The organism is Sphingomonas panacisoli, from assembly GCF_007859635.1.
In the GTDB taxonomy this organism is placed as follows: domain Bacteria; phylum Pseudomonadota; class Alphaproteobacteria; order Sphingomonadales; family Sphingomonadaceae; genus Sphingomonas; species Sphingomonas panacisoli.
Genome location: NZ_CP042306.1, coordinates 46,017 through 68,101 on the forward strand (window position 1 = coordinate 46,017; position 22,085 = coordinate 68,101).

24 protein-coding genes are annotated in these 22,085 nt (G+C 66.6%); 16 read left to right on the forward strand and 8 right to left on the reverse strand.

Annotated elements, in window-relative coordinates:
• Positions 1–97 precede the first annotated feature (97 nt).
• Positions 98–763, reverse strand: a complete 666-nt coding sequence (locus FPZ24_RS00210; RefSeq protein WP_146569170.1) for a nitroreductase — start codon at positions 761–763, stop codon at positions 98–100.
• 72 nt (positions 764–835) lie between these two features.
• Here FPZ24_RS00210 and FPZ24_RS00215 point away from each other — a divergent pair, with 72 nt between their 5' ends.
• The 10 genes from FPZ24_RS00215 (at position 836) to FPZ24_RS00260 (ending at position 12,713) form a co-directional block, all read left to right on the forward strand.
• Positions 836–1,345, forward strand: a complete 510-nt coding sequence (locus tag FPZ24_RS00215) for a DUF1993 family protein (protein ID WP_146569171.1) — start codon at positions 836–838, stop codon at positions 1,343–1,345.
• 50 nt (positions 1,346–1,395) lie between these two features.
• Entirely contained in the window at positions 1,396–2,199 is an 804-nt protein-coding gene (locus FPZ24_RS00220) for a cytochrome b/b6 domain-containing protein (protein WP_146569172.1), read from the forward strand.
• The gene (locus tag FPZ24_RS00225) at positions 2,196–2,954 is read left to right on the forward strand and encodes a molybdopterin-dependent oxidoreductase (RefSeq protein WP_146569173.1); all 759 of its coding nucleotides are present in this window, start codon (positions 2,196–2,198) and stop codon (positions 2,952–2,954) included. Before FPZ24_RS00220 ends, FPZ24_RS00225 begins: the two co-directional genes overlap by 4 nt.
• 40 nt (positions 2,955–2,994) lie before the next feature.
• A complete protein-coding gene (locus tag FPZ24_RS00230) occupies positions 2,995–4,230 on the forward strand; it encodes an SAM-dependent methyltransferase (protein WP_146569174.1) in 1,236 nt (411 codons plus the stop codon).
• Positions 4,231–4,468: 238 nt separating this feature from the next.
• Positions 4,469–5,821 carry an MATE family efflux transporter gene (locus FPZ24_RS00235; protein ID WP_240047544.1) on the forward strand — a complete coding sequence of 451 codons (1,353 nt, stop codon included), beginning with the start codon at positions 4,469–4,471 and terminating at the stop codon, positions 5,819–5,821.
• Between the two features lie 11 nt (positions 5,822–5,832).
• Positions 5,833–7,053 (forward strand): argininosuccinate synthase, encoded by a 1,221-nt coding sequence (locus FPZ24_RS00240; protein WP_146569175.1) that lies wholly within the window; start codon positions 5,833–5,835, stop codon positions 7,051–7,053.
• Positions 7,046–7,588 (forward strand): DUF4760 domain-containing protein, encoded by a 543-nt coding sequence (locus tag FPZ24_RS00245; RefSeq protein ID WP_146569176.1) that lies wholly within the window; start codon positions 7,046–7,048, stop codon positions 7,586–7,588. Before FPZ24_RS00240 ends, FPZ24_RS00245 begins: the two co-directional genes overlap by 8 nt.
• Positions 7,589–7,639: 51 nt before the next feature.
• Positions 7,640–9,355, forward strand: a complete 1,716-nt coding sequence (locus FPZ24_RS00250; RefSeq protein WP_146569177.1) for a hypothetical protein — start codon at positions 7,640–7,642, stop codon at positions 9,353–9,355.
• Positions 9,356–9,364: 9 nt separating this feature from the next.
• Complete coding sequence (locus FPZ24_RS00255) at positions 9,365–10,912, forward strand: hypothetical protein (protein ID WP_146569178.1); 1,548 nt, start codon at positions 9,365–9,367, stop codon at positions 10,910–10,912.
• Between the two features lie 70 nt (positions 10,913–10,982).
• A complete protein-coding gene (locus FPZ24_RS00260) occupies positions 10,983–12,713 on the forward strand; it encodes a hypothetical protein (protein ID WP_420853374.1) in 1,731 nt (576 codons plus the stop codon).
• On the opposite strand, the gene FPZ24_RS00265 is transcribed toward FPZ24_RS00260, so the two are convergent.
• From FPZ24_RS00265 to FPZ24_RS00280, 4 genes are read right to left on the reverse strand one after another with little or no spacing between them, the layout of a single operon-like run.
• Positions 12,707–13,846 carry a GNAT family N-acetyltransferase gene (locus FPZ24_RS00265; protein WP_146569179.1) on the reverse strand — a complete coding sequence of 380 codons (1,140 nt, stop codon included), beginning with the start codon at positions 13,844–13,846 and terminating at the stop codon, positions 12,707–12,709. The two genes, FPZ24_RS00260 and FPZ24_RS00265, sit on opposite strands and share 7 nt — an antisense overlap.
• Positions 13,847–13,862: 16 nt before the next feature.
• Positions 13,863–14,330, reverse strand: coding sequence for a RidA family protein (locus FPZ24_RS00270; protein ID WP_146569180.1), 468 nt, complete (start codon positions 14,328–14,330; stop codon positions 13,863–13,865).
• Complete coding sequence (locus FPZ24_RS00275; protein WP_146569181.1) at positions 14,327–14,965, reverse strand: HAD family hydrolase; 639 nt, start codon at positions 14,963–14,965, stop codon at positions 14,327–14,329. Before FPZ24_RS00275 ends, FPZ24_RS00270 begins: the two co-directional genes overlap by 4 nt.
• Positions 14,962–15,231: a DUF3572 family protein gene (locus FPZ24_RS00280; protein ID WP_146569182.1), complete on the reverse strand. Its 270-nt coding sequence runs from the start codon at positions 15,229–15,231 to the stop codon at positions 14,962–14,964. The genes FPZ24_RS00275 and FPZ24_RS00280 overlap by 4 nt, the downstream gene beginning before the upstream one ends.
• A 33-nt stretch (positions 15,232–15,264) precedes the next feature.
• Here FPZ24_RS00280 and FPZ24_RS00285 point away from each other — a divergent pair, with 33 nt between their 5' ends.
• Positions 15,265–15,627, forward strand: a complete 363-nt coding sequence (locus tag FPZ24_RS00285; protein WP_146569183.1) for a response regulator — start codon at positions 15,265–15,267, stop codon at positions 15,625–15,627.
• 83 nt (positions 15,628–15,710) lie between these two features.
• Here FPZ24_RS00285 and rpmG read toward each other — a convergent pair whose 3' ends face one another.
• Positions 15,711–15,878 (reverse strand): 50S ribosomal protein L33, encoded by a 168-nt coding sequence (rpmG, locus tag FPZ24_RS00290; RefSeq protein ID WP_146569184.1) that lies wholly within the window; start codon positions 15,876–15,878, stop codon positions 15,711–15,713.
• A 175-nt stretch (positions 15,879–16,053) separates the two neighbouring features.
• Between rpmG and FPZ24_RS00295 the strand changes: the two genes are divergently transcribed.
• The 3 genes from FPZ24_RS00295 to FPZ24_RS00305 all read left to right on the forward strand — a co-directional run bounded on the left by FPZ24_RS00295 (position 16,054) and on the right by FPZ24_RS00305 (position 17,502).
• The gene (locus FPZ24_RS00295) at positions 16,054–16,356 is read left to right on the forward strand and encodes a hypothetical protein (protein WP_146569185.1); all 303 of its coding nucleotides are present in this window, start codon (positions 16,054–16,056) and stop codon (positions 16,354–16,356) included.
• A gap of 16 nt (positions 16,357–16,372) precedes the next feature.
• Positions 16,373–16,915 carry a hypothetical protein gene (locus FPZ24_RS00300; protein WP_146569186.1) on the forward strand — a complete coding sequence of 181 codons (543 nt, stop codon included), beginning with the start codon at positions 16,373–16,375 and terminating at the stop codon, positions 16,913–16,915.
• A 95-nt stretch (positions 16,916–17,010) separates the two neighbouring features.
• The gene (locus FPZ24_RS00305) at positions 17,011–17,502 is read left to right on the forward strand and encodes a Dps family protein (protein WP_146569187.1); all 492 of its coding nucleotides are present in this window, start codon (positions 17,011–17,013) and stop codon (positions 17,500–17,502) included.
• On the opposite strand, the gene FPZ24_RS00310 is transcribed toward FPZ24_RS00305, so the two are convergent.
• A complete protein-coding gene (locus FPZ24_RS00310) occupies positions 17,499–18,314 on the reverse strand; it encodes a metallophosphoesterase (RefSeq protein WP_146569188.1) in 816 nt (271 codons plus the stop codon). The genes FPZ24_RS00305 and FPZ24_RS00310 overlap by 4 nt on opposite strands.
• A gap of 64 nt (positions 18,315–18,378) precedes the next feature.
• Between FPZ24_RS00310 and FPZ24_RS00315 the strand changes: the two genes are divergently transcribed.
• Together FPZ24_RS00315 and FPZ24_RS00320 are read left to right on the forward strand one after the other, a co-directional pair.
• Entirely contained in the window at positions 18,379–19,950 is a 1,572-nt protein-coding gene (locus tag FPZ24_RS00315; RefSeq protein ID WP_146569189.1) for a cisplatin damage response ATP-dependent DNA ligase, read from the forward strand.
• A gap of 195 nt (positions 19,951–20,145) precedes the next feature.
• A complete protein-coding gene (locus FPZ24_RS00320) occupies positions 20,146–20,979 on the forward strand; it encodes a DMT family transporter (RefSeq protein ID WP_146569190.1) in 834 nt (277 codons plus the stop codon).
• A gap of 193 nt (positions 20,980–21,172) precedes the next feature.
• Here FPZ24_RS00320 and FPZ24_RS17710 read toward each other — a convergent pair whose 3' ends face one another.
• The gene (locus tag FPZ24_RS17710; protein WP_146569191.1) at positions 21,173–21,982 is read right to left on the reverse strand and encodes a cold-shock protein; all 810 of its coding nucleotides are present in this window, start codon (positions 21,980–21,982) and stop codon (positions 21,173–21,175) included.
• Between the last annotated feature and the right edge of the window lie 103 nt (positions 21,983–22,085).

The window sequence follows — 22,085 nt, forward strand, 5'->3', positions numbered from 1 at the left end:
TTCTGCAGGGTAGGGCGCGGCCGATAGCCGCCGCCCGCCATCCTCCCGCTTCCCGCGTTGCGCGTGGACCCCGCCCCTCGCCCATGGGGAGAGCGGGCTAGGTCCGGACGCTCAACCACTCGCCTTCCGGTGCGCGCTCGGTGCGCAACCGGTTGGCGGGTTCATCAGGGTCTTCATACCCGATCGCCATCCCGCAAAATAGCATCCGTCCGGACGGCGTTCCCAGGAATGTCTCGATCGTCTGCGGATAGACCGCCCAGCATTCCTGCGGGCAGGTCGCGAGGCCCGCTTCGACCGCGAGCAGCATCACATTCTGCAGGTACATGCCAAGGTCGGACCATTGCGGCGGCCCCATCCGGCGATCGACCGTGCAGAACAACGCCGCCGGCGCGCCGAAGAACTGGAAATTGCGCGCGAACCACATCCGTCGTGCGGCCTTATCTTCGCGCGGGATCCCGATGTGGCCGTACATTCCTTCACCCACGGCGAACGTGCGGTCGCGATAGGGTGCGGTGAATTCGCGGGGGTAGATGTCGTAGCCCGGCGTTTCGGTCTCGCCGGCCGCGAGCTTGGCGGCCATAATCGCCTTCAATTCGCTCAGGCTGTCGCCCGTCACCAGATCGATATGCCAGGGCTGGATATTGCCCCCACTGGCGGCGCGCGCGGCCGCGCTCACGATGTCGCGGAGCACCGCCGTGTCCACGGCCTTGTTGAGGAATCCGCGCACCGACCGGCGCGCCGCGATGGCATCGGAAACGTTCATGCGTCGCACCCTTGCCGAGCCGCGAAAGCCCTGCAAGAGGCCAGCAAGAACTAATCGTCCGGGGAGGACACCATGCCGATCACCATGTTCAGTTTCGTCGATCTGTACGACCGCACGCTCAACTCGCTGTCGCATCTGATCGACAAGGGCGTGGCGTTCGCGACCGAGCAAGGCATCGATCCCGAATCGATCCTCGACTGGCGGCTGATCGACGACATGCATCCCTTTCGTTTCCAGGCAGAAGTCGTGATCAGTTTCGCACGACAATGGACCGCGCGTGCCGCCGGGTCGCCGGTGCCGGACCGGCTGAGCGACACCGTGACGCTCGCCGATCTACGCGCCGGGATAGCCGCGGCGCGCGCCGACCTCGCGGCGCTGACGCCCGAACAATTCGCCGGACGCGACGACGAGCCGATGACGATCCAGATCACCGACGCGATGGAACCGACGTTGCCCACCGGCCAGTGGCTGTCGGTATTCGCGACGACCAACATCTATTTCCACCTGTCGATGGCGTATGCGATCCTGCGGATGAGGGGCGTGCCGATCGGCAAGATCGACCTGTTCGCCGGAAGGCTCTGACGCACGCAATTGCGTTTCGCGTTTGGCCGGCGGTGGGGTAGGCTTACCGCATGGAAGAGGCAGTTCCGCCGCCCGAGCCCGAGCCTGCCCCTCTTCCGGCATTCGATACGCGCATCATCTATCGCCACCGCCTGGCGACCCGCATCTGGCACTGGATCAACGCCGTCACGATCTTCGTCATGATCGGCAGCGGGATCGGCATCCTGCAGGCGCATCCGCGTTTCTATTGGGGGCAATACGGCGCCAATCCCGATCACCCGTGGTTCCAGATGGCGTGGCTGCCGGCGTGGCTCAACCAGTGGCTCGACCTGATGACGATCCCGGCGAGCTACAATCTCGCCATATCGCGGCGCTGGCACCTGACCTTCGCGCTGGTGCTGGGATTCGGGTTGCTCGCCTTCATGATCGCGAGCCTGATCAACCGCCACTTCCAGCGCGACTTGCGCGTCCGGGCGAAGGAGGTCGCGCCGAAGCATCTGGCCGCCGATGTCGTCGCGCACGCCAGGTTCGACTTCCATAATCCCGATGATCCCGCCGCCTATAACACGCTACAGAAACTGTCCTACGTCGCCACGATCTTCGTGCTGATCCCGGCCATGATCCTGACCGGGCTCGCCATGTCGCCGGCGATGGATGCGGCGTGGCCGTGGTTGCTCGACATCTTCGGCGGACGGCAATCGGCGCGGTCGATCCATTTCATCGCGGCGGCGTTGCTGGTCGGGTTCATCATCGTGCATCTGGCGCTCGTGATCCTGGCCGGGCCGGTCGGCGAGGTGATGTCGATGATCACCGGGCGTTGGAAATTGCCGGAGGTGCGGGTCCAGCCGGAACCCGAGCCGGAGCCCGCCGAATGACGATCGTCACGCGCCGCGCGCTGGTGGGATTCGGTGCCGCCGGGGCGGGTCTGCTGCTGTCGGGCTGCGACCAACTCGCCAATCAGCCGGGATTTCGCAAGATCCTGTTTTCGGGCGACAAGATCAACCGCGGACTGCAGCGTGCGCTCAGCGACCGCGCAACGCTCGCCCCTGAATTCCGTGCCGACCAGATGTCACCCAACTTTCGCGTCAACGGCACGCGCAACCCCAACACACCCGATTATAACGTACATGTCGCGAGCCGCTTCGCCGATTGGCGCGTGCAGATCGGCGGGCTGGTGGATCGCCCGCTATCGCTCAGCATTCCGGATCTCGGCGCGATGCCGCAACGCGCGCAGATCACGCGGCACGACTGCGTCGAAGGGTGGAGCGCGATCGGCAAGTGGCAGGGACCGATGCTCGGCACCGTGCTGCAGGCGGCAGGCGTGCGTACCTCCGCCCGCTACATCGTGTTCACTTGCGCCGACCTGTACAACGGCGCGCCCTACTACGAATCGATCGACATGGTCGATGCCTTCCACCCGCAGACCATCCTTGCCTGGGCGATGAATGACCAACGGCTGTCGGTCGGTCATGGCGCACCCGTCCGCCTGCGCGTCGAGCGCCAGCTCGGGTACAAGCACGCCAAATATGTCGCAAAGGTCGACGCGGTCGCCAGCCTGGACGGGATCGGCCGCGGACAGGGCGGCTATTGGGAGGATGCGATCGGCTACGACTGGTACGCGGGAATCTAGCCTTCCAATCGCCGCAATCGCGCACTAGCAGCCAGCCTCTATGGCGCTGATCGATACGTTCTTCGCCCGCGCGTTCAAGCGGGGTACGCTCCACGTCACCTACGCCGACGGCTCGACCAAGAGCTTCGGCACGCCGGATCCGGATTTCCCCGACATCGCGATCCACTTTACCGACGCGCGCGCGCCGGGGATGATCGTGCGCAACCCGTCGCTCGGCGTCGCCGAGGCGCTGATCGAGGGTCGCGTCGTGATCGATCGCGGCGACATCATGGGCCTGCTGACGCTGGCAACCGCGAACAATCGCTGGGAGGCAGAGACCGGCGCGCTGATGCCGAGCGCGGCGGCGCGGTCGCTGACCTGGGTCAAGCGCAAGATCGACCAGTTCAACCGCACGCGGGTGTCGCGCCAGAACGTCAAGCACCACTACGATATCGGCAACGACTTCTACGATCTCTTCCTGGATGCCGACCGCCAATATAGCTGCGCCTATTTCCTCGATCCGGATGATGAGACGCTCGAGCAGGCGCAGCTCGACAAGAAGGCGCATATCGCCGCCAAGCTGGCACTGAAGCCCGGCATGCGCGTGCTCGATATCGGCTGCGGCTGGGGCGGGATGGCGCTGTACCTGCACGAGAAATACGGCGTCGAGGTGCTGGGTATCACGCTCAGCGACGAGCAGATCCGGCTGGCCAACGAACGCGCGGCGGCGGCCGGCGTCGCCGATCACGTCAAGTTCGAGCTGATGGACTATCGCCATTTGACCGGCACGTTCGACCGCATCGTGTCGGTCGGCATGTTCGAACATGTCGGTCCGCCGCAATACCGCACCTTCTTCAAGAAATGCCGCGACCTGCTGACCGAGGACGGCGTGATGCTGATCCACACGATCGGCCGCGCCGGCGCGCCGGGCGTTACCGACGAATTCACCGCGCGCTACATCTTCCCCGGCGGCTATATCCCGGCGCTGTCGGAGATCGCGAAGGGATACGAGGGCTTGCGCTACTACATGACCGACTGCGAGGTCCTGCGGCTGCACTACGCCTACACGCTCCAGGCCTGGTACGACCGCGCGATGGCGAACAAGGACAGGATCGTCGCGATGTACGACGAAGCGTTCTTCCGGATGTGGACCTTCTACCTCGCCGGGTCGTGCGTCAGTTTTCGGTACGGCGGGATGGTCAATTACCAGCTGCAATTCGCCCGAAACCGTCACGCGCTGCCGATCACGCGCGACTACATGCTGGCGGAGGAGCAGCGGATCCCGGGGAAGGCCTAGCCTGCCCAGGCGCCCGCGATCAGGTCGTGGCGCTCTCCTCGTCGGCGCTAAGTTGACACCAAGTTGACACTAACGCGGTGCTCCGGAAACGCCGAGAGCTGCGCAACGCGATGAAAAATACCGATCGAGCCTCCTGGAGGATCCGTTCGTCATCGGACGGGGCTGACACACGAAATCCTACATTGGAAGCATCTTGTCTGGGATGACGCGGAAGGCGACGTGCGGCTAGGGAAGCCGCATGACCGCCACCCTGACCCGACGCTCGATCCTAGCGCAGGCCTGGCCGATCATGCTCGGGCAGATCACCGTGCCGCTGGTCGGGCTGGTCGATACCGCGGTGATCGGGCGAACCGGCGATGCGGTCGCGCTGGCGGCGGTGGCGCTGGGCAGCTTCGTCGTGACCTTCCTGTTCTGGACGTTCGGCTTCCTGCGGATGGGGATGACCGGGCTGACCGCGCAAGCGGTCGGGGCCGACGACCAGGCCGAAGTCCGCGCGCTGTTGGTGCGCGGCGTCGCGACGGGCTTTGCGCTGGGCGTGGTGTTGCTGGCGCTGCAGGCGTTGGTCGTGCCGCTTGCCTTCCGCCTGTTCGCCGGGTCGGGTCAGCTCGATGCGGTGGCGGAAAGCTTCGTCGCCGCGCGCCTGTTCGGAGCACCCGCGGCGCTGGCGGGGTCCGCGATCAACGGCTGGCTGCTCGGCCTCGGCAAGACCCGCCACGCGCTGGTGCTGCAGGTCGTCATGAATGTCGCGAACATCGGCCTCGACCTGTTGTTCGTCTGGCATTTCCATCTCGGCGCGCGCGGGGTCGGGTTCGGGACCACGAGCGCCGAGTGGATCGCGCTGGCGACCGGGCTGGCGATCGTCGGCAATGTGCTGGGCGCCGAGGGACGGGCCGCGATCCGCATCGGGCTTCGCGGCGCGTTCGACCGCCAAGCGCTCAAGCGGCTGTTCGGCGTCAATGCCGACATCATGATCCGCACCGTCGCGTTGCTCGCTCTGTTCGGCTGGTTCGCCAATGCCGGCGCGCGGCTTGGGCCGGTGCAACTTGGCGCGAATCATGTCCTGTCGCAGTTCGTCGGGCTGGCCGCCTATGTCCTCGACGGCTTCGCCTTCACCGCCGAAGCGCGCGTTGGTCAGGCGATCGGGGCGAAGTCGCGCGCCGATTTCCTGCGCGCGATTCGGCTGACCGGCGAGTTCTCGGTCGCGAGCGGCCTCGTGTTCGTCGCGGCGATCGCGCTGGGTGGGCCGTGGCTGGTCGATCTGATGACCACCAACCCTGAGGTTAAGGCGCACGCTCTGGCGCTGGCGCCGTTTGCGGCGCTGCAGCCGCTGATCGGTGCGCCGGCGTGGTTGCTCGATGGCATCTTCATCGGCGCGACGCGCGGCAGGGCTTTGCGGAACGCTGCGATCCTGTCGACGATGCTCTATATAGCGACCGACCTCGCGCTCCGCCCCTGGGCTGCGCTGGGCGTGTGGATCGCGCTGACGCTCAGCTATGTCTATCGCGCCGGCGCGCTTGCGCTCTACTGGCCGGGCTTGCTCAAAGACCTCGGGCCGCCACCGCCGCTTGCAGAGCCGTCGCCCGGGACCTAAACGCCCGCGCCATGACCGACTCCTCCATCAAGCGCGTCGTGCTTGCCTACTCCGGCGGCCTCGACACTTCCGTCATCCTCAAATGGCTCCAGCAGACCTATAATTGCGAGGTGGTGACCTTCACCGCCGATCTGGGCCAGGGCGAGGAACTCGAACCGGCGCGCAAGAAGGCGGAGATGGCGGGGGTCAAGCCCGAGCACATCTTTATCGACGATCTGAAGGAAGAGTTCGTCAAGGACTATGTCTTCCCGATGATGCGCGCCAATGCGCTGTACGAGGGGCTGTATCTGCTCGGCACGTCGATCGCGCGGCCGCTGATCGCCAAGCGCCAGATCGAGATCGCCCGCCAGGTGAATGCGGACGCGGTCAGCCACGGTGCGACCGGAAAGGGCAACGATCAGGTCCGCTTCGAACTCGGCTATTACGCGCTCAACCCCGACATCAAGGTGATCGCGCCGTGGCGCGAATGGGACCTGACCAGCCGCGAACGCCTGATCGAATTCGCCGAAAAGAACCAGATCCCGATCGCCAAGGACAAGCGCGGCGAAGCGCCGTTTTCGACCGACGCGAACCTGTTGCACACCTCGTCCGAGGGGAAGGTGCTCGAGGATCCGTGGCAGGAAGTGCCGGATTACGTCTATTCGCGCACGGTCAATCCCGAGGACGCGCCCGACCAGCCCGAGACGATCACGATCGATTTCGAACGCGGCGACGGTGTGGCGCTCAACGGTCAGGCAATGAGCCCCGCGACCTTGCTCGCGGCGCTCAACGACCTCGGGCGCAAGCACGGCATCGGCCGGCTCGACCTGGTCGAGAACCGTTTCGTCGGCATGAAGTCTCGCGGGATGTACGAGACGCCGGGCGGGACGATCTATCACCTCGCGCATCGCGGGATCGAGCAGATCACGCTCGACCGCGGGGCGGCGCACCTGAAGGACGAACTCGCGCCGCGTTATGCCGAACTGATCTATAACGGCTTCTGGTTCGCGCCCGAGCGCGAGATGCTGCAGGCGGCGATCGACTATAGCCAGGAAAAGGTGTCGGGCACTGTCCGGCTGAAGCTCTACAAGGGCAGCGTGATCGTAACCGGCCGCAAGTCGCCCAACACGCTGTATTCGGAGAAGGTCGTGACGTTCGAAGACGATCAGGGCGCGTACGACCAGCGCGACGCGGCGGGCTTCATCAAGCTCAACGCACTGCGACTGCGCTTACTCGGGCGGCGCGATGGCTGACGGCGCCGCCGCCCTTGCGTTGCAAGTGATCCAGACGCTGGCGGTGCTCGTCGGCGTCGTGTTCGGACTGATCCAGCTCCGCCAGATCAAGCATCAGCAAGAGTCCGCGGCGGGGGCGGCGATGCTGCAGTCGCTCCAATCGACCGATGCCGGAAGTACGGCGCTGATCCTCGTCGAACTGCCCGACGATCTGCCGGGCGCCGAACTCAAGCAGCGGCTCGGTCAAGATTTCGACCGCGTCATCGCGCTGGCATCGATGTTCGAAAGCGTCGGGCCGTTGGTCGCGCGCGGGCAGGTGCCGATCGATATCTATGCCGATTTCTATCGCGGCGCGACGGTGCTGTGCTGGCGCAAGCTGCGCCGTTACGTGGCGGAACGTCGCAAGGCGGGCTGGAGCAACCTGTTCGAATGGTTCGAATGGCTGTCCGACCAAATGGATCGCCGATCGCCGCTGCATTCCGATGTGCCGGCGAGCGTCGCGTTTCGTGACTGGCGCAGCGAAGCGGATTTCGATCGGCTGCAAGCCGGGCGGTAAGCCGCCGCCGGTCCTAACGCGGGCTTAACCATGATCGGTTAGCCCGGTCGCATGGAATCGACCGACCGCCGGGCGTGGAGCGACACGCTGCTGGCCTGCATGCTCGCGGGTGTGCTGGCGGCGGCGTGGGCGTGGCGCGACTGGGCAAACCTGTCGGTCCTCAGACTGCCCGACGCCGACGACGCGATGCGGCTGCAGCAGATTCGCGACTGGCTGAGCGGGCAGGCGTTCGGCGACGTGACGCAATACCGGCTGGGGCCGGGCGGCACCGCGATGCACTGGTCGCGGCTCGACGATCTGGTCCCGGCGGCACTGATCCGACTGTTCGAAGGTGTGCTGGGGCGGCACGGCGCCGAGGTGGCGGCGGTGATCGCATGGCCGGCGATATTGCTCGCTGCGGCAATCGCGTTGACCGCGCGGATCGCGCGGCGGCTGGGCGGCGCGGAGAGCGTGATGCCGGCGATGATCGTCGCGGCGATCGCGTATCCGGCCAGTACATTGTTCGCGCCGGGGCGGATCGATCATCACAATCTGCAGATGGTGCTGGTGTTGGTCATGGCCTGGGCTTTGGTCGGGCCATCGACACTGCGCGCCGGCGCGGCGGCCGGGGTCGCGGCCGCGCTCAGCCTGGTGGTGGGTATGGAAACCGCGCCGTTGCTCGTGGCCGCCGCCGCCGTGGTGGCGATCGATTGGGTCGTCCAAGGCGTGCCCGCGCGTGCGCGACTGTTCGGATTCGGGTTCGGCCTGGGCGGCGCGATTCTGCTGTCGAGCGCGGCGTTCGCCACGACCTCCTGGACGCTGCCGGCGTGCGACGGCTTCACCGCGATCGTCATGCGCGCTGCCTTGCTCGCGGCCGTCGTGCCGGTCGCCCTTGCCCTCCTGCCGCTGGACTCACGACCGGGCAGGGGGATTGCGCTGGCCGTCGCGGGTGCGTCGTTGCTCGCCGCCGTCATGCTGGCCGCGCCGCAATGTCTGTCGCCCTATGGGGGCGTCGATCCGCTGCTGCGCCAATTATGGCTCGCGCGCGTCGGCGAGGCGGTGCCGCTCGCCGGCGCGCCGTTGGCGGTCGCGATCGGCTATGCCGGATTGATGGTCGCCGGGATCGCCGCGACGGGATGGCAGATCTGGACGAGGCGCGACCGTTGCTGGCTGGCGATGCTGGCGCTGCAACTCGCGGCGTTGGCGGTAACGTTTTTGCAGGTGCGCGGTGCTTATGCCGGCGCGCTGCTCGCGGCACCGGCCCTGGGCGCGCTTATCCTGGCGGCGCGGCGTCGCGGGGCGGTAGCATTGGCCGGCGCCTGGATCGCTTCGGCGGGGATGCTGTATCCGATCGCGGCACAAGCGCTGGTCCCAGCACCTCCCTCTTCGGCAGGTCCCAGCTGCACGTCGCCCGCCTTGATCGCGGCGTTGGCCGGCCAACCGGCCGGTATCGTGATGGCGCCGATCGATACCGGCGGCCCGGCGATCGCCGCGACGGCGCAGCGTTTCGTTGCCGGCGCCTATCATCGCGACAATGACGGCAATCTGGCGATGTATCGTTTCTATCTCGGCCGCCCCGACCGGGCGCGGGCGATCGCCGCGCGGCTGGGCGTAACGTACGTGATCGCGTGCGACGGGTTCGCCGGCACGCCGCCTCGCACCAGCCTGGCCGCGCAACTTGCCGCCGGCGCAGGGCCGGATTGGCTGATTCGCGTGCAGACGATGTCCGACGGCGCGGCGCTGTATCGCGTCCGGCCCGGCCTGTCCGCGCCGCGGCTGACGCGCTAGAGCCGCGACGTGGACGGGGACAGCACCAAGCCCGCCTGGTGGCAGACGCGATGGTTCGTGCTCGCCGCCGCGTGTCTGGCGGCGGCGCCGTTGCTGTGGCCCGACATTCCGCCGCTGGTCGATCTGCTGGGGCACATGGGGCGCTATCGCGTCCAGATCGATCACGGCCAGCATCCCTGGCTCGCGGAATGGTACGGCTTCCGCTGGTCGCTGATCGGCAATCTGGGCGTCGATCTGCTGGTCGAATGGCTGGCGCCGCTGCTCGGGATCGAGCTGACGGTGAAGCTGGTCGTGGTCGCCATCCCGGCGCTGACCGCGGTCGGATTGCTGTGGATCGCGCGCGAGGTTCACGGCCGCGTGCCGCCGACCGCGCTCTTCGCGCTGGTGCTCGTCTACAATTACCCGTTCCAGTTCGGCTTCGTGAACTTCTCGCTGTCGATGGCGCTGGCGCTCAACGCCTTCGCCTTGTGGCTGCATCTCGCGCGGCGCGGCGCCTGGGCTTTGCGCGCCGTGTTGTTCGTGCCGCTGTCGTGCCTGCTCTGGCTGTGTCACGTGTTCGGCTGGGGTGTGCTCGGCATCCTGGTCTTTTCCGCCGAACTGATCCGTGCGCGCGATACCGATAGATCCTGGCCTGCGGCATTCGTTCGCGCCGGCGTCCAGTGCCTGCCGCTCGCATTGCCATGCGTGATGATGGTGATGTGGCGGGGCAGCGGGGTCGCGGGCGAGACCGGCGATTGGTTCAACCTGCGGGCCAAGCTGATGTGGCTGTCGGGGATTCTGCGCGACCATTGGCTGTGGTTCGACGTCGCCTGCGCCGCGGTGCTGGTGGCGATGCTGTACGATGGCCTGCGCTCGCCCTTCTTGGGCTGGTCGCGCAGCCTTGGCCTCGCGGCCGGCCTGCTCGCCGCGACGTTCCTTCTGCTGCCGCGCATCCTGTTGGGATCGGCCTATGCCGACATGCGGCTGGCGCCGTACATGGTGGCGATCGCGTTGATCGCGCTGCGTCCGACCGCCGCGATGCCGTGGCGCGCGCAACAGTGGCGAGCGCTTGCGGCACTGGCCTTGTTCGCGGTGCGGATGGGCGGCACGACCTACAGCTATTATCTGTTCGACCGGAGCTACGACCGCGAATTGGCGGCGCTCGATCACGTTCCCACGGGCGCGCGGCTGGTGACGTTCGTCGGTACCGAGTGCAGCAACAGCTGGACGCTCGACCGGCGCGATCATTTGCCGGGCATCGCGCTGGAGCGGCGGCTGGCGTACAGCAACGATCAATGGTCGATGGCCGGGGCGCAGCTGTTGACGACGCGCTATGTCAAGGCCGGCGCCTTCATCGCCGATCCGTCGCAGATCGTCACCAGCGCGCGATGCCCCAGCGAATGGTCGCGATCGATCGACCGCAGCCTGGCGACCCTGCCGCGCGACGCGTTCGACTATGTCTGGTTGATCGGCCCGCCGCCGTTCGATCAACGCCTGCTGGCGGGGATGACGCCGGTGTGGCGCGACGGCACCAGCACGCTGCTGCGGATCGAGCGGCCGCCGCCTGCCGGGAAATAAAACTGGCCGTCCCACAAGCGGGGTCATCGAGGCATTGCGCTCTGACGCCACGGCCCTAGAAACGCCGGCAATGATGGACGACGCGCCGACCGGACCGCTCAATTGGTGGCAGACGCGCCGGTTCGTCGTCGCGATGGCCCTGCTGTCGATCGTGCCGCTGCTGTGGCCCGACATCCCGCCTCTGGTCGATTTGCCCGGGCATATGGGGCGGTATCGCGTCCAGTTGGACCTTCACACCTATCCGTGGTTGACCGACTGGTACAATTTCCAGTGGCAGCTGATCGGCAATCTGGGGATCGACATCCTCGTCCAGATCTTCGCGCCGATCCTGGGGCTCGAACTGACGGTCAAGCTGATCGTGATGTCGATTCCGCCGCTGATCGTCGTCGGGCTGTTGTGGATTGCGCGCGAGGTGCATGGACGAATTCCGGCCACAGCGTTGTTCGCGCTACCGCTCGCTTACTGCTTTCCGCTGCAGTTCGGGTTCGTCAATTTCATGCTGTCGATGGCGCTGGCGCTGCCGCTGTTCGCGCTGTGGCTGCGGCTGGGACGGCTCGGCAAGATCAAGTTGCGGGCGTGGATCTTCGTGCCACTCTCCTGCGCTCTCTGGGTCTGTCACACGTTTGGCTGGGGCGTGCTCGGCGTGCTCGCTTTCTCCGCCGAAATGGTGCGCGAGCACGATCGCGCCAAACAATCGTCGGAGCATCGCTTCGGTCCGGTCACCACCGCGGGCATCAAGCGTTGGGCGATCGCGTGGTTCCGCGGGGGGTTGCAATGTTTGCCGCTTGCGCTCCCCATCCTGCTGATGGTCGCGTGGCGCAGCGGCGAGCACGTGTCCGGCCAGACCACCGATTTCTTCAACTGGCGCGCCAAGTTCGCGTGGCTGACGATGATGCTGCGCGATCGCTGGCTCGGGTTCGACATCGCGTCGAACGCGCTGCTCGGATTGATCCTGTACAAGTCGGTCCGCGATCGGAACATCGAGTTCTCCCGCAATCTCGGCCTGTCGACGTTGTTCCTGGTCGCGGTGTTCGTGGTGTTGCCGCGGATCGTGTTCGGATCGGCCTATGCCGATATGCGGCTCGCGCCGTTCATGGTCGCGATCGCGCTGATCGCGATCCGGCCGCGGCCGCTGCCCGGCGACACGCGGTTGCTGGCGCTCGAGAATCCGGGGCTGGGCGATGCCGAGCTCCAGACCATCGTCATGGCGCGGCGGCGGCGGTCGATGGCGCTGTTCGCGATGCTCGGGCTGGCGTTCGTGCTGGTGCGTACGGGCGCGACCACGGTCAGCTACGTGCTGTTCGACCAGCGTTATGCGCGCGAGTTGAAGGCGCTCGATCACGTGCCGATCGGGGCGCGACTGGTCACGTTCGTCGGGCAGAATTGCGTCGCTGATTGGAAGATGAGCCGGCTCGAGCACATGCCCGCGCTCGCGCTCGAACGGCGCATGGCCTATACCAACGATCAATGGTCGATGGCCGGCGCGCAGTTGCTGACGACCAAATACGTTCCCGCCGTGCCGTTCGCGCACGACCCGTCGCAGATCACCACGCTGATGCAGTGTCCGCGGCAATATTGGCGGCCGATCAATCGTAGTCTGGCAAAGTTCCCGCGAGCCGCGTTCGACTATGTCTGGCTGATCAGCCCGCCGCCCTACGATCCCAAATATACCCAGGATTTGACCCCGATCTGGCGCGACGGCACCAGCGTGCTGTTCAAGGTCGACCACGTCGATGTCGCGCCGGTCACGAAGCGCGGCGACTTCCCGATGCCGCCGCGGGGCAAGAACCCGTTCTACTGATCGCGCTTGAACGGCGTCAGCGCGGCCAGATAGTCCTGATCGCTTTCGACCCCCAGCCGTTCGCGCGCCAGGAAGTCGGCAACCGCGCAGCGGAAACCGCGGTCGGGAATGTAGTGCGCTGACCAGGTTGTCACCGGAACATAGCCGCGCGCGAGCTTGTGTTCGCCCTGCGCCCCCGCCTCCACCGTCGAGAGCCCGCGCGCGATCGCGGCGTCGATCGCCTGGTAGTAACATAGCTCGAAATGGAGGAACGGGACGTCTTCGGTACAGCCCCAATAGCGACCGTAGAGCGTGTCGGCACCGATCAGATTGAGCGCGCCCGCGATCGGTCGCCCGTCGCGTTCGGCGAGGATCAGCAGTGTCCGCTTCGACATCCGTTCGCCGAGCAACGAGAAGAAGCTGCGCGTCAGATACGGATGGCCCCATTTGCGGCTGCCGGTGTCCTGGTAGAAGGTCCAGAACGCATCCCAATGCGCTTCGGTCAGGTCGGCGCCGGTCAGGTGGCGGATCGTCAGCCCCTCGACCGCCTTCGCGCGCTCGTGGCGGATCGCCTTGCGTTTGCGCGACGACAGCGCGGCGAGGAAATCATCGAAGCTGGCATAACCGTCGTTGCGCCAATGGAATTGCGTGCCGGTGCGGATCAGCCAGCCCGCCGCTTCGAACAACGGCACTTGGTCCGGCGCCACGAACGTCGCGTGCGCCGACGACAGGTTGTTGTTGTCGGTCAACGCCTCCAGCGCACCGATCAGCGCGGGGGCAAGGTTGGCATCGCGCAGCAAGAGCCGCGGCCCCGGCACCGGCGTAAACGGTGCGGCGACCTGGAGCTTGGGATAGTAGTTGCCGCCCGCGCGCTCCCACGCATCGGCCCAGGCGTGGTCGAAGACGTACTCGCCCTGGCTGTGGCTCTTGGCGAACGCCGGCGCGACCGCGCCGGGCCGTCCATCGACGCCATCGACGATCACCGGCAGCGGCTGCCACCCGGTCCCGGGCCCGACGCTCCCCGATTCCTCGAGGATCGACAGGAAGGCGTGGCCGACGAACGGATTGCCAGCACCCGCGCACGCATTCCAGTCGGCTGCCGGAATGGCGGAAACGCCGTCGGCGACGCGCGCGGTGATCGTGTTGGAAGTCACTAGACCCTAGATAGGGTCAGGCGGTGAGCTTCACCACCGCGTCGACTTCGACCGCCGCGCCGCGCGGCAACGCCGCGACGCCGACCGCGCTGCGGGCATGCTTGCCGGCGTCGCCGAACAACGCTTCCATCAGGTTCGAGGCGCCATTCGCGACTTCGGGCTGGTCGGTGAAATCGGGGGTCGAGTTGACGAACACGCCCAGCTTCACGATCCGCTCGACGCGCGACAGGTCGCCGCCCAGCGCGGCCTTGATCTGCGCGACCAGCATAAGCCCGCACAGTTCGGCGGCCTCCTGACCTGCGACCTTATCGACGTCGTCGCCCAGCTTGCCCGTCACGACCTTGCCGTCGCGGAACGGCAGCTGGCCGGAAATGTGCAGCAACCCGCCGGCATCGACCGTCGGGACGTACGACGCGACCGGCGCGGCGGCGGTCGGCAGCGACAGGCCCATTTCCTCCAGCTTGCGGTCGATACGGTCGGTCATGCGGGCATTCCTTCTGTGTCAGCGGGAAGATTGTCGGCGAAACGCTGGACGATCCAGTCGCGCGCCCCTTCCCAATCGTCGATCCTGGCGTGCGCGAACGGCGCCGGCGGCACGTTATGCGCCATCGCCGGTTCGGCTACGAGGTGGAGCCGGTGCACGCTCGGCGCGTGCTTGGCAACAGATTCGTGGTGCACGGCCAGATCATCGACGAACACCGTGACGCTCGGGCCATATTCGGCGACGAGCCGCGCGACCGGATCGCCCTTGCCGCCGCGATTGGTCTCGACGCGGTGGTTGATGCCGTGCGCCGCCAGTTGCGTGATGCGATGATCGCGGCAGTGATCGCCGAGGTTGGTCAGGATGACGATATCGGCTTGCCGCGCGATCGCGGCGAGCGCTTCGGCGGCGGCGGGGACCAGCGTCTGGCGCTCCATCTCCGCCGGGAAGAATTCGTCGAGCATGGCGAACGCCGCCGCCGGCTCGACCGGGGAACCGTCGGCGGCGGTGATCGCGACGAAGCTGCCGGTCTCGTACGCGAAGTGCATGTCGTGGCGTTCGCGCATCCACGTCCCGAAATGCCGCACCATATGGAGCAGCACTTCGTCGCAATCGCAGATCAGGAGCGGGCGTGTCATGCGTCGAGCGCGCGATGCGCGGCGACCAGCGCTTCGGGCTTCACGCCGATCTCTGCCGCGCAGGCGATCAGATCGGGCTCGTGATTCTCGAGAAAGCCGAACAATGCCGACAACGTCGCGGGGTCGCCGACCGACGCCTTCAGGTCCGCAGGGCTCAGGCCGGTAACATCGAGCAAGCGTTGCGCTCGGCTCGGCTCGGCCAGCGTCCAGACCAGCGCACGCAGGCCGAGCATCGATGGGTCGTGGCTGGTGTCTGTCGTGGCCATTGCTATCGTCGAGTGATGGAGAATGATCTTCCCGTGGCAAAGCGCGTGCTGGTTGTCGAGGACAACGAGCTCAACCTGAAGCTGTTTTGCGACCTGTTGCGTGCGCACGAATTCGAAACCGAACCGGTCCGCGACGGGCGCGAGGCGGTGGACAAGGCGCGAGCCTTCTTCCCCGACCTGATCGTGATGGATATCCAGTTGCCGCACGTCAGCGGGCTAGATCTGATCGAGCAGATCAAGAGCGACGAGGCGTTGAAGCGCACGCCGATCATGGCGGTGACCGCCTATGCCGGGCGCGAGGACGAGGACCGCATCCGCGCGGCGGGGGCCGACGCGTTCGTGTCGAAACCGATTTCGGTCGCGCGGTTCGTGGATGAGGTGAACGCGTTGCTGTAGGCAAAGCAAAGGCCGCTAGGGTTTCCCCTGCGGCCCCGGATCCCCGCTTTCGCGGGGACTGCGTAATCCGGGCTACGCCCGAATTACTTGATCTTCGCTTCCTTGAACTCGACGTGCTTGCGCGCGATCGGGTCGTACTTGCGGAACGACAGCTTCTCGGTCTGGTTGCGCGGATTCTTCTTCGTGACGTAGAAGAAGCCGGTATCGGCCGAGCTGACGAGCTTGATCTTGACGGTGGCCGGCTTTGCCATGACCCGAATTCCTGTAAGTTGAAATGCAAAAGCGGCGGAAACGAGCCGCCGCTTGTCAGGGGCGGGCCAATGCCCAACGTCGTCACGTTTGTCAAGCGAAGCGCGCGCAACACGATTAGGCGTTCGTTTACCAATTAGGGCGCAGGCTCCATTCGTCCCAACAGGAGTTCGGGCGATGGGGGTTCAGGAATACGATCTCGCGGCGGCGTGCGCGAAGCTCAACATGATGGCGGGCCATGCCCGTCCGGCCGACTTGGCGGGTGCGGTCGATGCGATCCGCGCCATGGCGCAGAGCCAAGGGAGATTGCCCGTCGTGGCGGTCGCGCGGGCGATCGAGGCGGCGCTGGCGCGGGGCGAGCGTGGAGTCGCCGTCCAGGGCTGGATCGCGATGCTGAGCGAGGCGGTCGGCTGCGATCGCAGCGATGCCGATTGCACCAGCATCTATCTCGCCGCGGGCGCGGTGCGGCTGGCCTACTAGACCCATGGACTCGTTGATGGCGGCGCTGGTCGCGGCGCTGCTGATTCGCGCGACCGATCGCTCGGCCGCCTGGGTCGCCGTTGCCGCCGAGCAAAGCCGCAGGACCGGCCCGGTGCTGGGTGGCGCGTTCATCGCCTTGATCGTGACGCACGCAATTGCCGCGACGGCGGGCTATTTCGTCGGGCAGCATATCACGCCCAATCCCAAACTATTGATGCTCGGGCTCGCCTTGCTGGCCGCTGCCGCCGGGTCGGTGTGGCCGGGCAAGGCCAAGCCGGTCGCGTGCCGTCGTCCGTTCGTCGATACGGCGGCGCATCTGATATCGACCGGGCTCGGCGGGCGGGGCGAGTTCGTGATCTTCGCGATTTCGCTCAGCGGCCTGCCGGTGCTGGCTGGGGTAGGCGGCGTGATCGGCAGCCTGGTCGTGCTGGGTTTTGCCGCAGTTGCGGGCGATGCGTTGTGGCGGGGTCTTCCGGATCGCGTGGCGGGTTGGGTCGTTGGGATATTGCTCGGCATCACCGGCACCTGGCAGGCGTTGGCGGCGCTGCGCCTGATCTAGGGGGCGATTACACCAAGCGATAAAAACGCTGCACGGCGGCGGAGCGTTTCCGATATGGATTCGTTCACGAAACGACTCGCCAAGCAGGAGCTGCTATGTCCACGTCCGACCTCAAAACCCCGACCGATCTGACCAGCAACGCGACCAAGAGCGTGCAGGACGCGCTCAACGCGATTCTCGCTGATACGTTCGCGCTGTATATGAAGACCAAGAACTTCCACTGGCACGTCAGCGGCCCGCATTTCCGCGACTATCACCTGATGCTCGACGAGCAGGCGGCGCAGATCTTCGCATCGACCGACGACATTGCCGAGCGCGTGCGCAAAACGGGGAACACGACGTTGCGATCGATCGGCGACATCGCGCGGCACCAGACGATCAAGGACAACGACAAGGATTTCGTCGGACCCGACGCGATGCTGAAGGAGTTGCGCGACGACAATCTGGCGCTGGTCGAGCATCTGCGCGAGGCAAAGGACATCGCCGACGACGCCAAGGACAATGCGACCAGCGCGATGATCGACGATTGGACCGACCAGGCCGAACGCCGCGCCTGGTTCCTGTTCGAGGCTGGGCGGAAAGCCTAAGGGCCGAGCGTCAGCAGCCAGAGATCGGGCGGCTCGCCGATACGGATCGGCGGGCCGCTCGTGCCGAGCCCGCCGGTGACCACCACAATGCGCTTGCCCTCGCGAACGACGCCGCAGCGATAGCGTTTGTCGTACGGCTGGCGGCCCGGCGACCAGCCGAATATCCGCACCTGGCCGCAATGCGTATGCCCCGCGAGCAGCACGCTGCCGTCGGGCAGGAGCGGGAAGATGCTCGGCGAGTGCGTCAGGAACAGGCGGCCACCGGACACATGCTCCATCGCCGTCACGGTGGCGGGAATGTTGCTGTGATAGGAAAAGCGATCGCCGATCACGCCGATCGCCAGCGGCCCGCGCGCGATGGCCTGGTTTTCCAATACGGTGATCCCGGCGCGCTCGAGCTGGCCGCGCACCGCGGCTGCGCCGGTCCAATTGTCATGGTTGCCAAGCATCGCGACGACGCCCAGCGGTGCCTTCAGCCGCGACAGCGGCGCGACCATCGCTTCGCCGATCGTGGCCGCGCTGTTCGCCGCGTGGCCGTTGATCATGTCGCCCGCGATGAAGACGATGTCGGGCTTCAGCGCGTTGATCTGATCGACGATGCGCGTGAGCCGTCCGGCGTCCATCGCCCAAGAGCCGATATGCACATCGCTGATCAACACCGCGCGCACCGGCTTCGCGCCGGCCGGCCAACCCGGTAGCAACAGGGTGGCCGTGCGGACCACGGGATCGCGCCGCGCTTCCAGCATGCCATACCCGAACAGCCCCGCCACCAGCAGGATCAGAACGAGCATGACGACGAGCAGCTTGCGCATGCGCAATCGTTAGCGCGGCGTAACGGAGCGCGGAACTCCCCGTTTCGCGCTAGGTTGTCCCGATATGCACGCCTTCGCGCAGCTCCTCGATTCGCTGATCTACACGCGGTCGCGCAATGCCAAGCTCAAGCTGATCGGCGATTATCTGCGCGCCACGCCCGATCCCGATCGCGGTTGGGCGATGGCGGCGTTGACCGGCGACCTCGATCTCAAGGCAGTGAAGCCGGCGGTGATCCGCGCCTTGATCGAGGAGCGCGTCGATCCGGTGCTGTTCCGGATGAGCCGCGATTATGTCGGCGACACGGCGGAGACGATCGCGTTGCTGTGGCCGGGCGCCGACGACGGGGCGGGCGAGCCGCTGTCGGTGTCGAACGTCGTCGATACGCTCAACAGCCTGTCGCGGTCGGACGCGCCCGCCGCGCTCGCCGCGATGCTCGACCGGATGGATGCCGAGGAGCGGTTCGCCTTGCTCAAGATGGCGACCGGCGCTTTGCGGATCGGCGTGTCGGCCCGGCTGGCGAAGACCGCGCTCGCCAATGCCTTCGGGGTCGAGGTCGATGCGGTCGAAGAGGTGTGGCACGCGATCCGTCCGCCTTATGCCGAACTGTTCGACTGGGTCGAAGGGCGCGGCGAGCAACCGACCGCCGCCGACGTGCCGGTGTTTCGCCCGTTCATGCTCGCGCATCCGCTCGAGGAGTTGCGCGTCGATTTGAAGGACTATGCCGCCGAGTGGAAATGGGACGGCATCCGCGTGCAACTGGTCCATGTCGGCGGCGAGACCCGGCTCTACAGCCGCGCGGGCGACGACATCACCGGCAGTTTCCCCGACGTGGCCTCGGCCTTCGCGACGCCCGGCGTGCTCGACGGCGAGTTGATGGTGAAGGGCGAGTTCCAGGGCGGCGAGGCGGCGAGCTTCAACGCCTTGCAGCAGCGGCTGGGGCGCAAGGTCGTGTCTGGCAAGATGCTGGCCGACTATCCCGCGTTCGTGCGGCTCTACGACATATTGTTCGACGGCGCCGAGGATCTGCGTCCGCTGACCTGGACCGAGCGGCGCAAGCGGCTCGAGGCGTTCGCCAGGCACCTCGACCCCGATCGCTTCGACGTCAGCGCGCTGATCGACGCCGCCGACTTCGACGCGCTCGAGGAAGTCCGCGCCGGTGCGCGTGACGCCGCGATCGAGGGCGTCATGCTCAAGCGCCGCGACTCGGATTACGTCGCCGGCCGCCGCACCGGTCTGTGGTACAAATGGAAGCGCGATCCGCTGACCGCCGATTGCGTGATGATGTACGCGCAGCGCGGCAGCGGGCGGCGATCGTCCTATTACAGCGACTATACCTTCGGCTGCTGGACCGAGGACGGCGAATTGCTGCCGGTCGGCAAGGCCTATTCGGGGATCACCGACGACGAGCTGAAAATGCTCGACAGCTTCGTGCGCAACCACACGCTCAACCGGTTCGGCCCGGTGCGCGAGGTCGAGAAGACGCTTGTGCTCGAAGTCGCGTTCGATTCGATCCACGAATCGAAACGCCACAAATCGGGCGTCGCGATGCGCTTCCCCCGCATCCACCGCATCCGCACCGACAAGCCCGCGGCGGAGGCCGATCGGCTCGATACCCTCAAGCGGATGATCACCTGAATCGCGTGCTAAGTTGACACCAAGTTGACACTAGCGACGTCGTCCGGCCGACCGGAACCTCCCGACCGGCAGGGAGGATATCGGCAAATCGCGGGGGGCGTGAGCATAGGCGGACGCTGACAAATCAAATCCAACATTGCCAGCCTTTTCGCGGCGCCCTTGCTCGCGCGCCGGACTTGGGCGAACGCGGGCGGCATGACTCCCGTCGCGCTCGCCTCGCTGCTCATGATCGCTTCGGGCGCGATCCACGCGATGGTCAGCGCGATCGTCAAAGGCGGCAAGAGCAAGATGGCGTCGCGCGCCGCAACCGACAGCACGAGCGCGACGATCCTGTTGCCCGCCATCGCGATCGTGCCCTGGCCGACCGGCGCGTGGGGCTGGCTCGCGGCGAGCACGGTCGTCCACCTGCTCTATCTCTACGCGATGATCCGCACGTACGAGGTCGCGGATTTCTCTGCGGCGTATCCGGCGATGCGCGGCACTGCACCGTTGCTGACCGCGGCGATCAGCGTCGGGTTGTTCGGCGAACACCTCGATACGCCGGTCGCGATCGGGATCGTGATGATCGGTGCGGCCCTGTTCACCCTGGTGTTCCATCGTCATCTCGGGCGCAACGCGCTCGGCTGGGCGATGACGACCGGTGCGATGACCGCGCTCTACACGGTCGCCGACGCGCACGGCGTCCGCGCGGCGCCGACGCCGTTCAGTTATATCGCGTGGGATTTCGTGCTGCTCGGCGTCGTGAGCGTCAGCGTGTTCGCCACGGCGACTCGCGGGCGCGTCTTTGCCGACATGCGCAGCGCGTGGCGGCCGTGCGCGGTGGCGGGGGTGCTGTCGATCGTGACGTACGGCCTTGCGCTCTATGCTTTGTCGTTCGGCCCGACCGCGCCGCTCGCCGCGTTGCGCGAGACGGGGATGGTAACCGCCTTGCTACTCGCCATCGTGTTCCTGAAGGAGCGCGTCACCGCCGCCCGCGCGATCGCGGTGTTCGGTATCCTCGGCGGCGCGGCGCTGATCTTGGCGGGGTAGCGGCCCGACCTTTGTGCAAGCGGACGCAGTGCTCCGGCGAAAGCTGCAGCGTTGGCGCACAAGGCTCCGATCGCCTACGCTCCGGCCTTCGCCGCAGCACTGCCAAATGTGTAACCGCGGTCTCGCGGCCACGAAAAAGCCCGGCGTGCGATGTCTCGCGCGCCGGGCCTCTCGTTCCCGCTAGGGATGCGAATCAGATCGCGGTGAGGTTCACCGCCGCGTGCTTGCCGCGGCGCGTGTCGATCTCGAGCTCGAATTCGAGCCGGTCGCCCTCGTTGAGGTTAGTCATGCCGGCGCGTTCCACCGCGGAGATGTGAACGAACGCATCGGGCTGGCCGTCGTCGCGCTGAATGAAGCCGAAGCCCTTCATCGCGTTGAAGAACTTGACCGTGCCGGTCGCCTTCTCGCCGGTCAACTCGCGCCCGCCGCCGCCACCGCCGGCGCGCGGACCCGCATCGCGATCGCGCGGCGGACCACGGTCGGTCACCGGCATCGGCTCGCCGTCGATCTTCAGGTCGGTCGCCGAAATGCGCCCACCGCGATCGACCAGGGTGAAGCCGAGCGGCTGGCCCTCGGCCAGACCAGTCAGCCCGGCCTGCTCGACCGCGCTGATGTGAACGAACACGTCTTCACCGCCGTCGTCACGAACGACGAAGCCGAAGCCCTTCTGGCCGTTGAAGAATTTGACCACGCCGGTGCCTTCGCCGACGACCTGCGGGGGCATGCCGCCACCACCGCCGCCGCCGCCACGGAAGCCGCCACCGCCGCCGCCGCCACGGAATCCACCGCCGCCGCCGCCGCCGAAGCCGCCGCCACCACCGCCGCGATAGCCACCGCCACCGCCGCCGCCGTAACCGCCGCCGCCACCGAATCGGTCGCCGCCGCCGAAGCCGCCGCCACCGAAATCACCGCCGCCGCCACCAAAATCGTCGCCGCCGAAACTGTCGCGCTTGTCGCGGCCGCGTCCACCACGGTTCCCGCGGCCACCTTTATCGAAACTCATGCCCTGTTCGTCTTTCCGGTCCGCCCAAAATTCCAATCAAGGACCAACACGCCGGACGACGGACGCAGCCCTTCAGGCGCAGACAACAGCGCCTCTTTTCGAG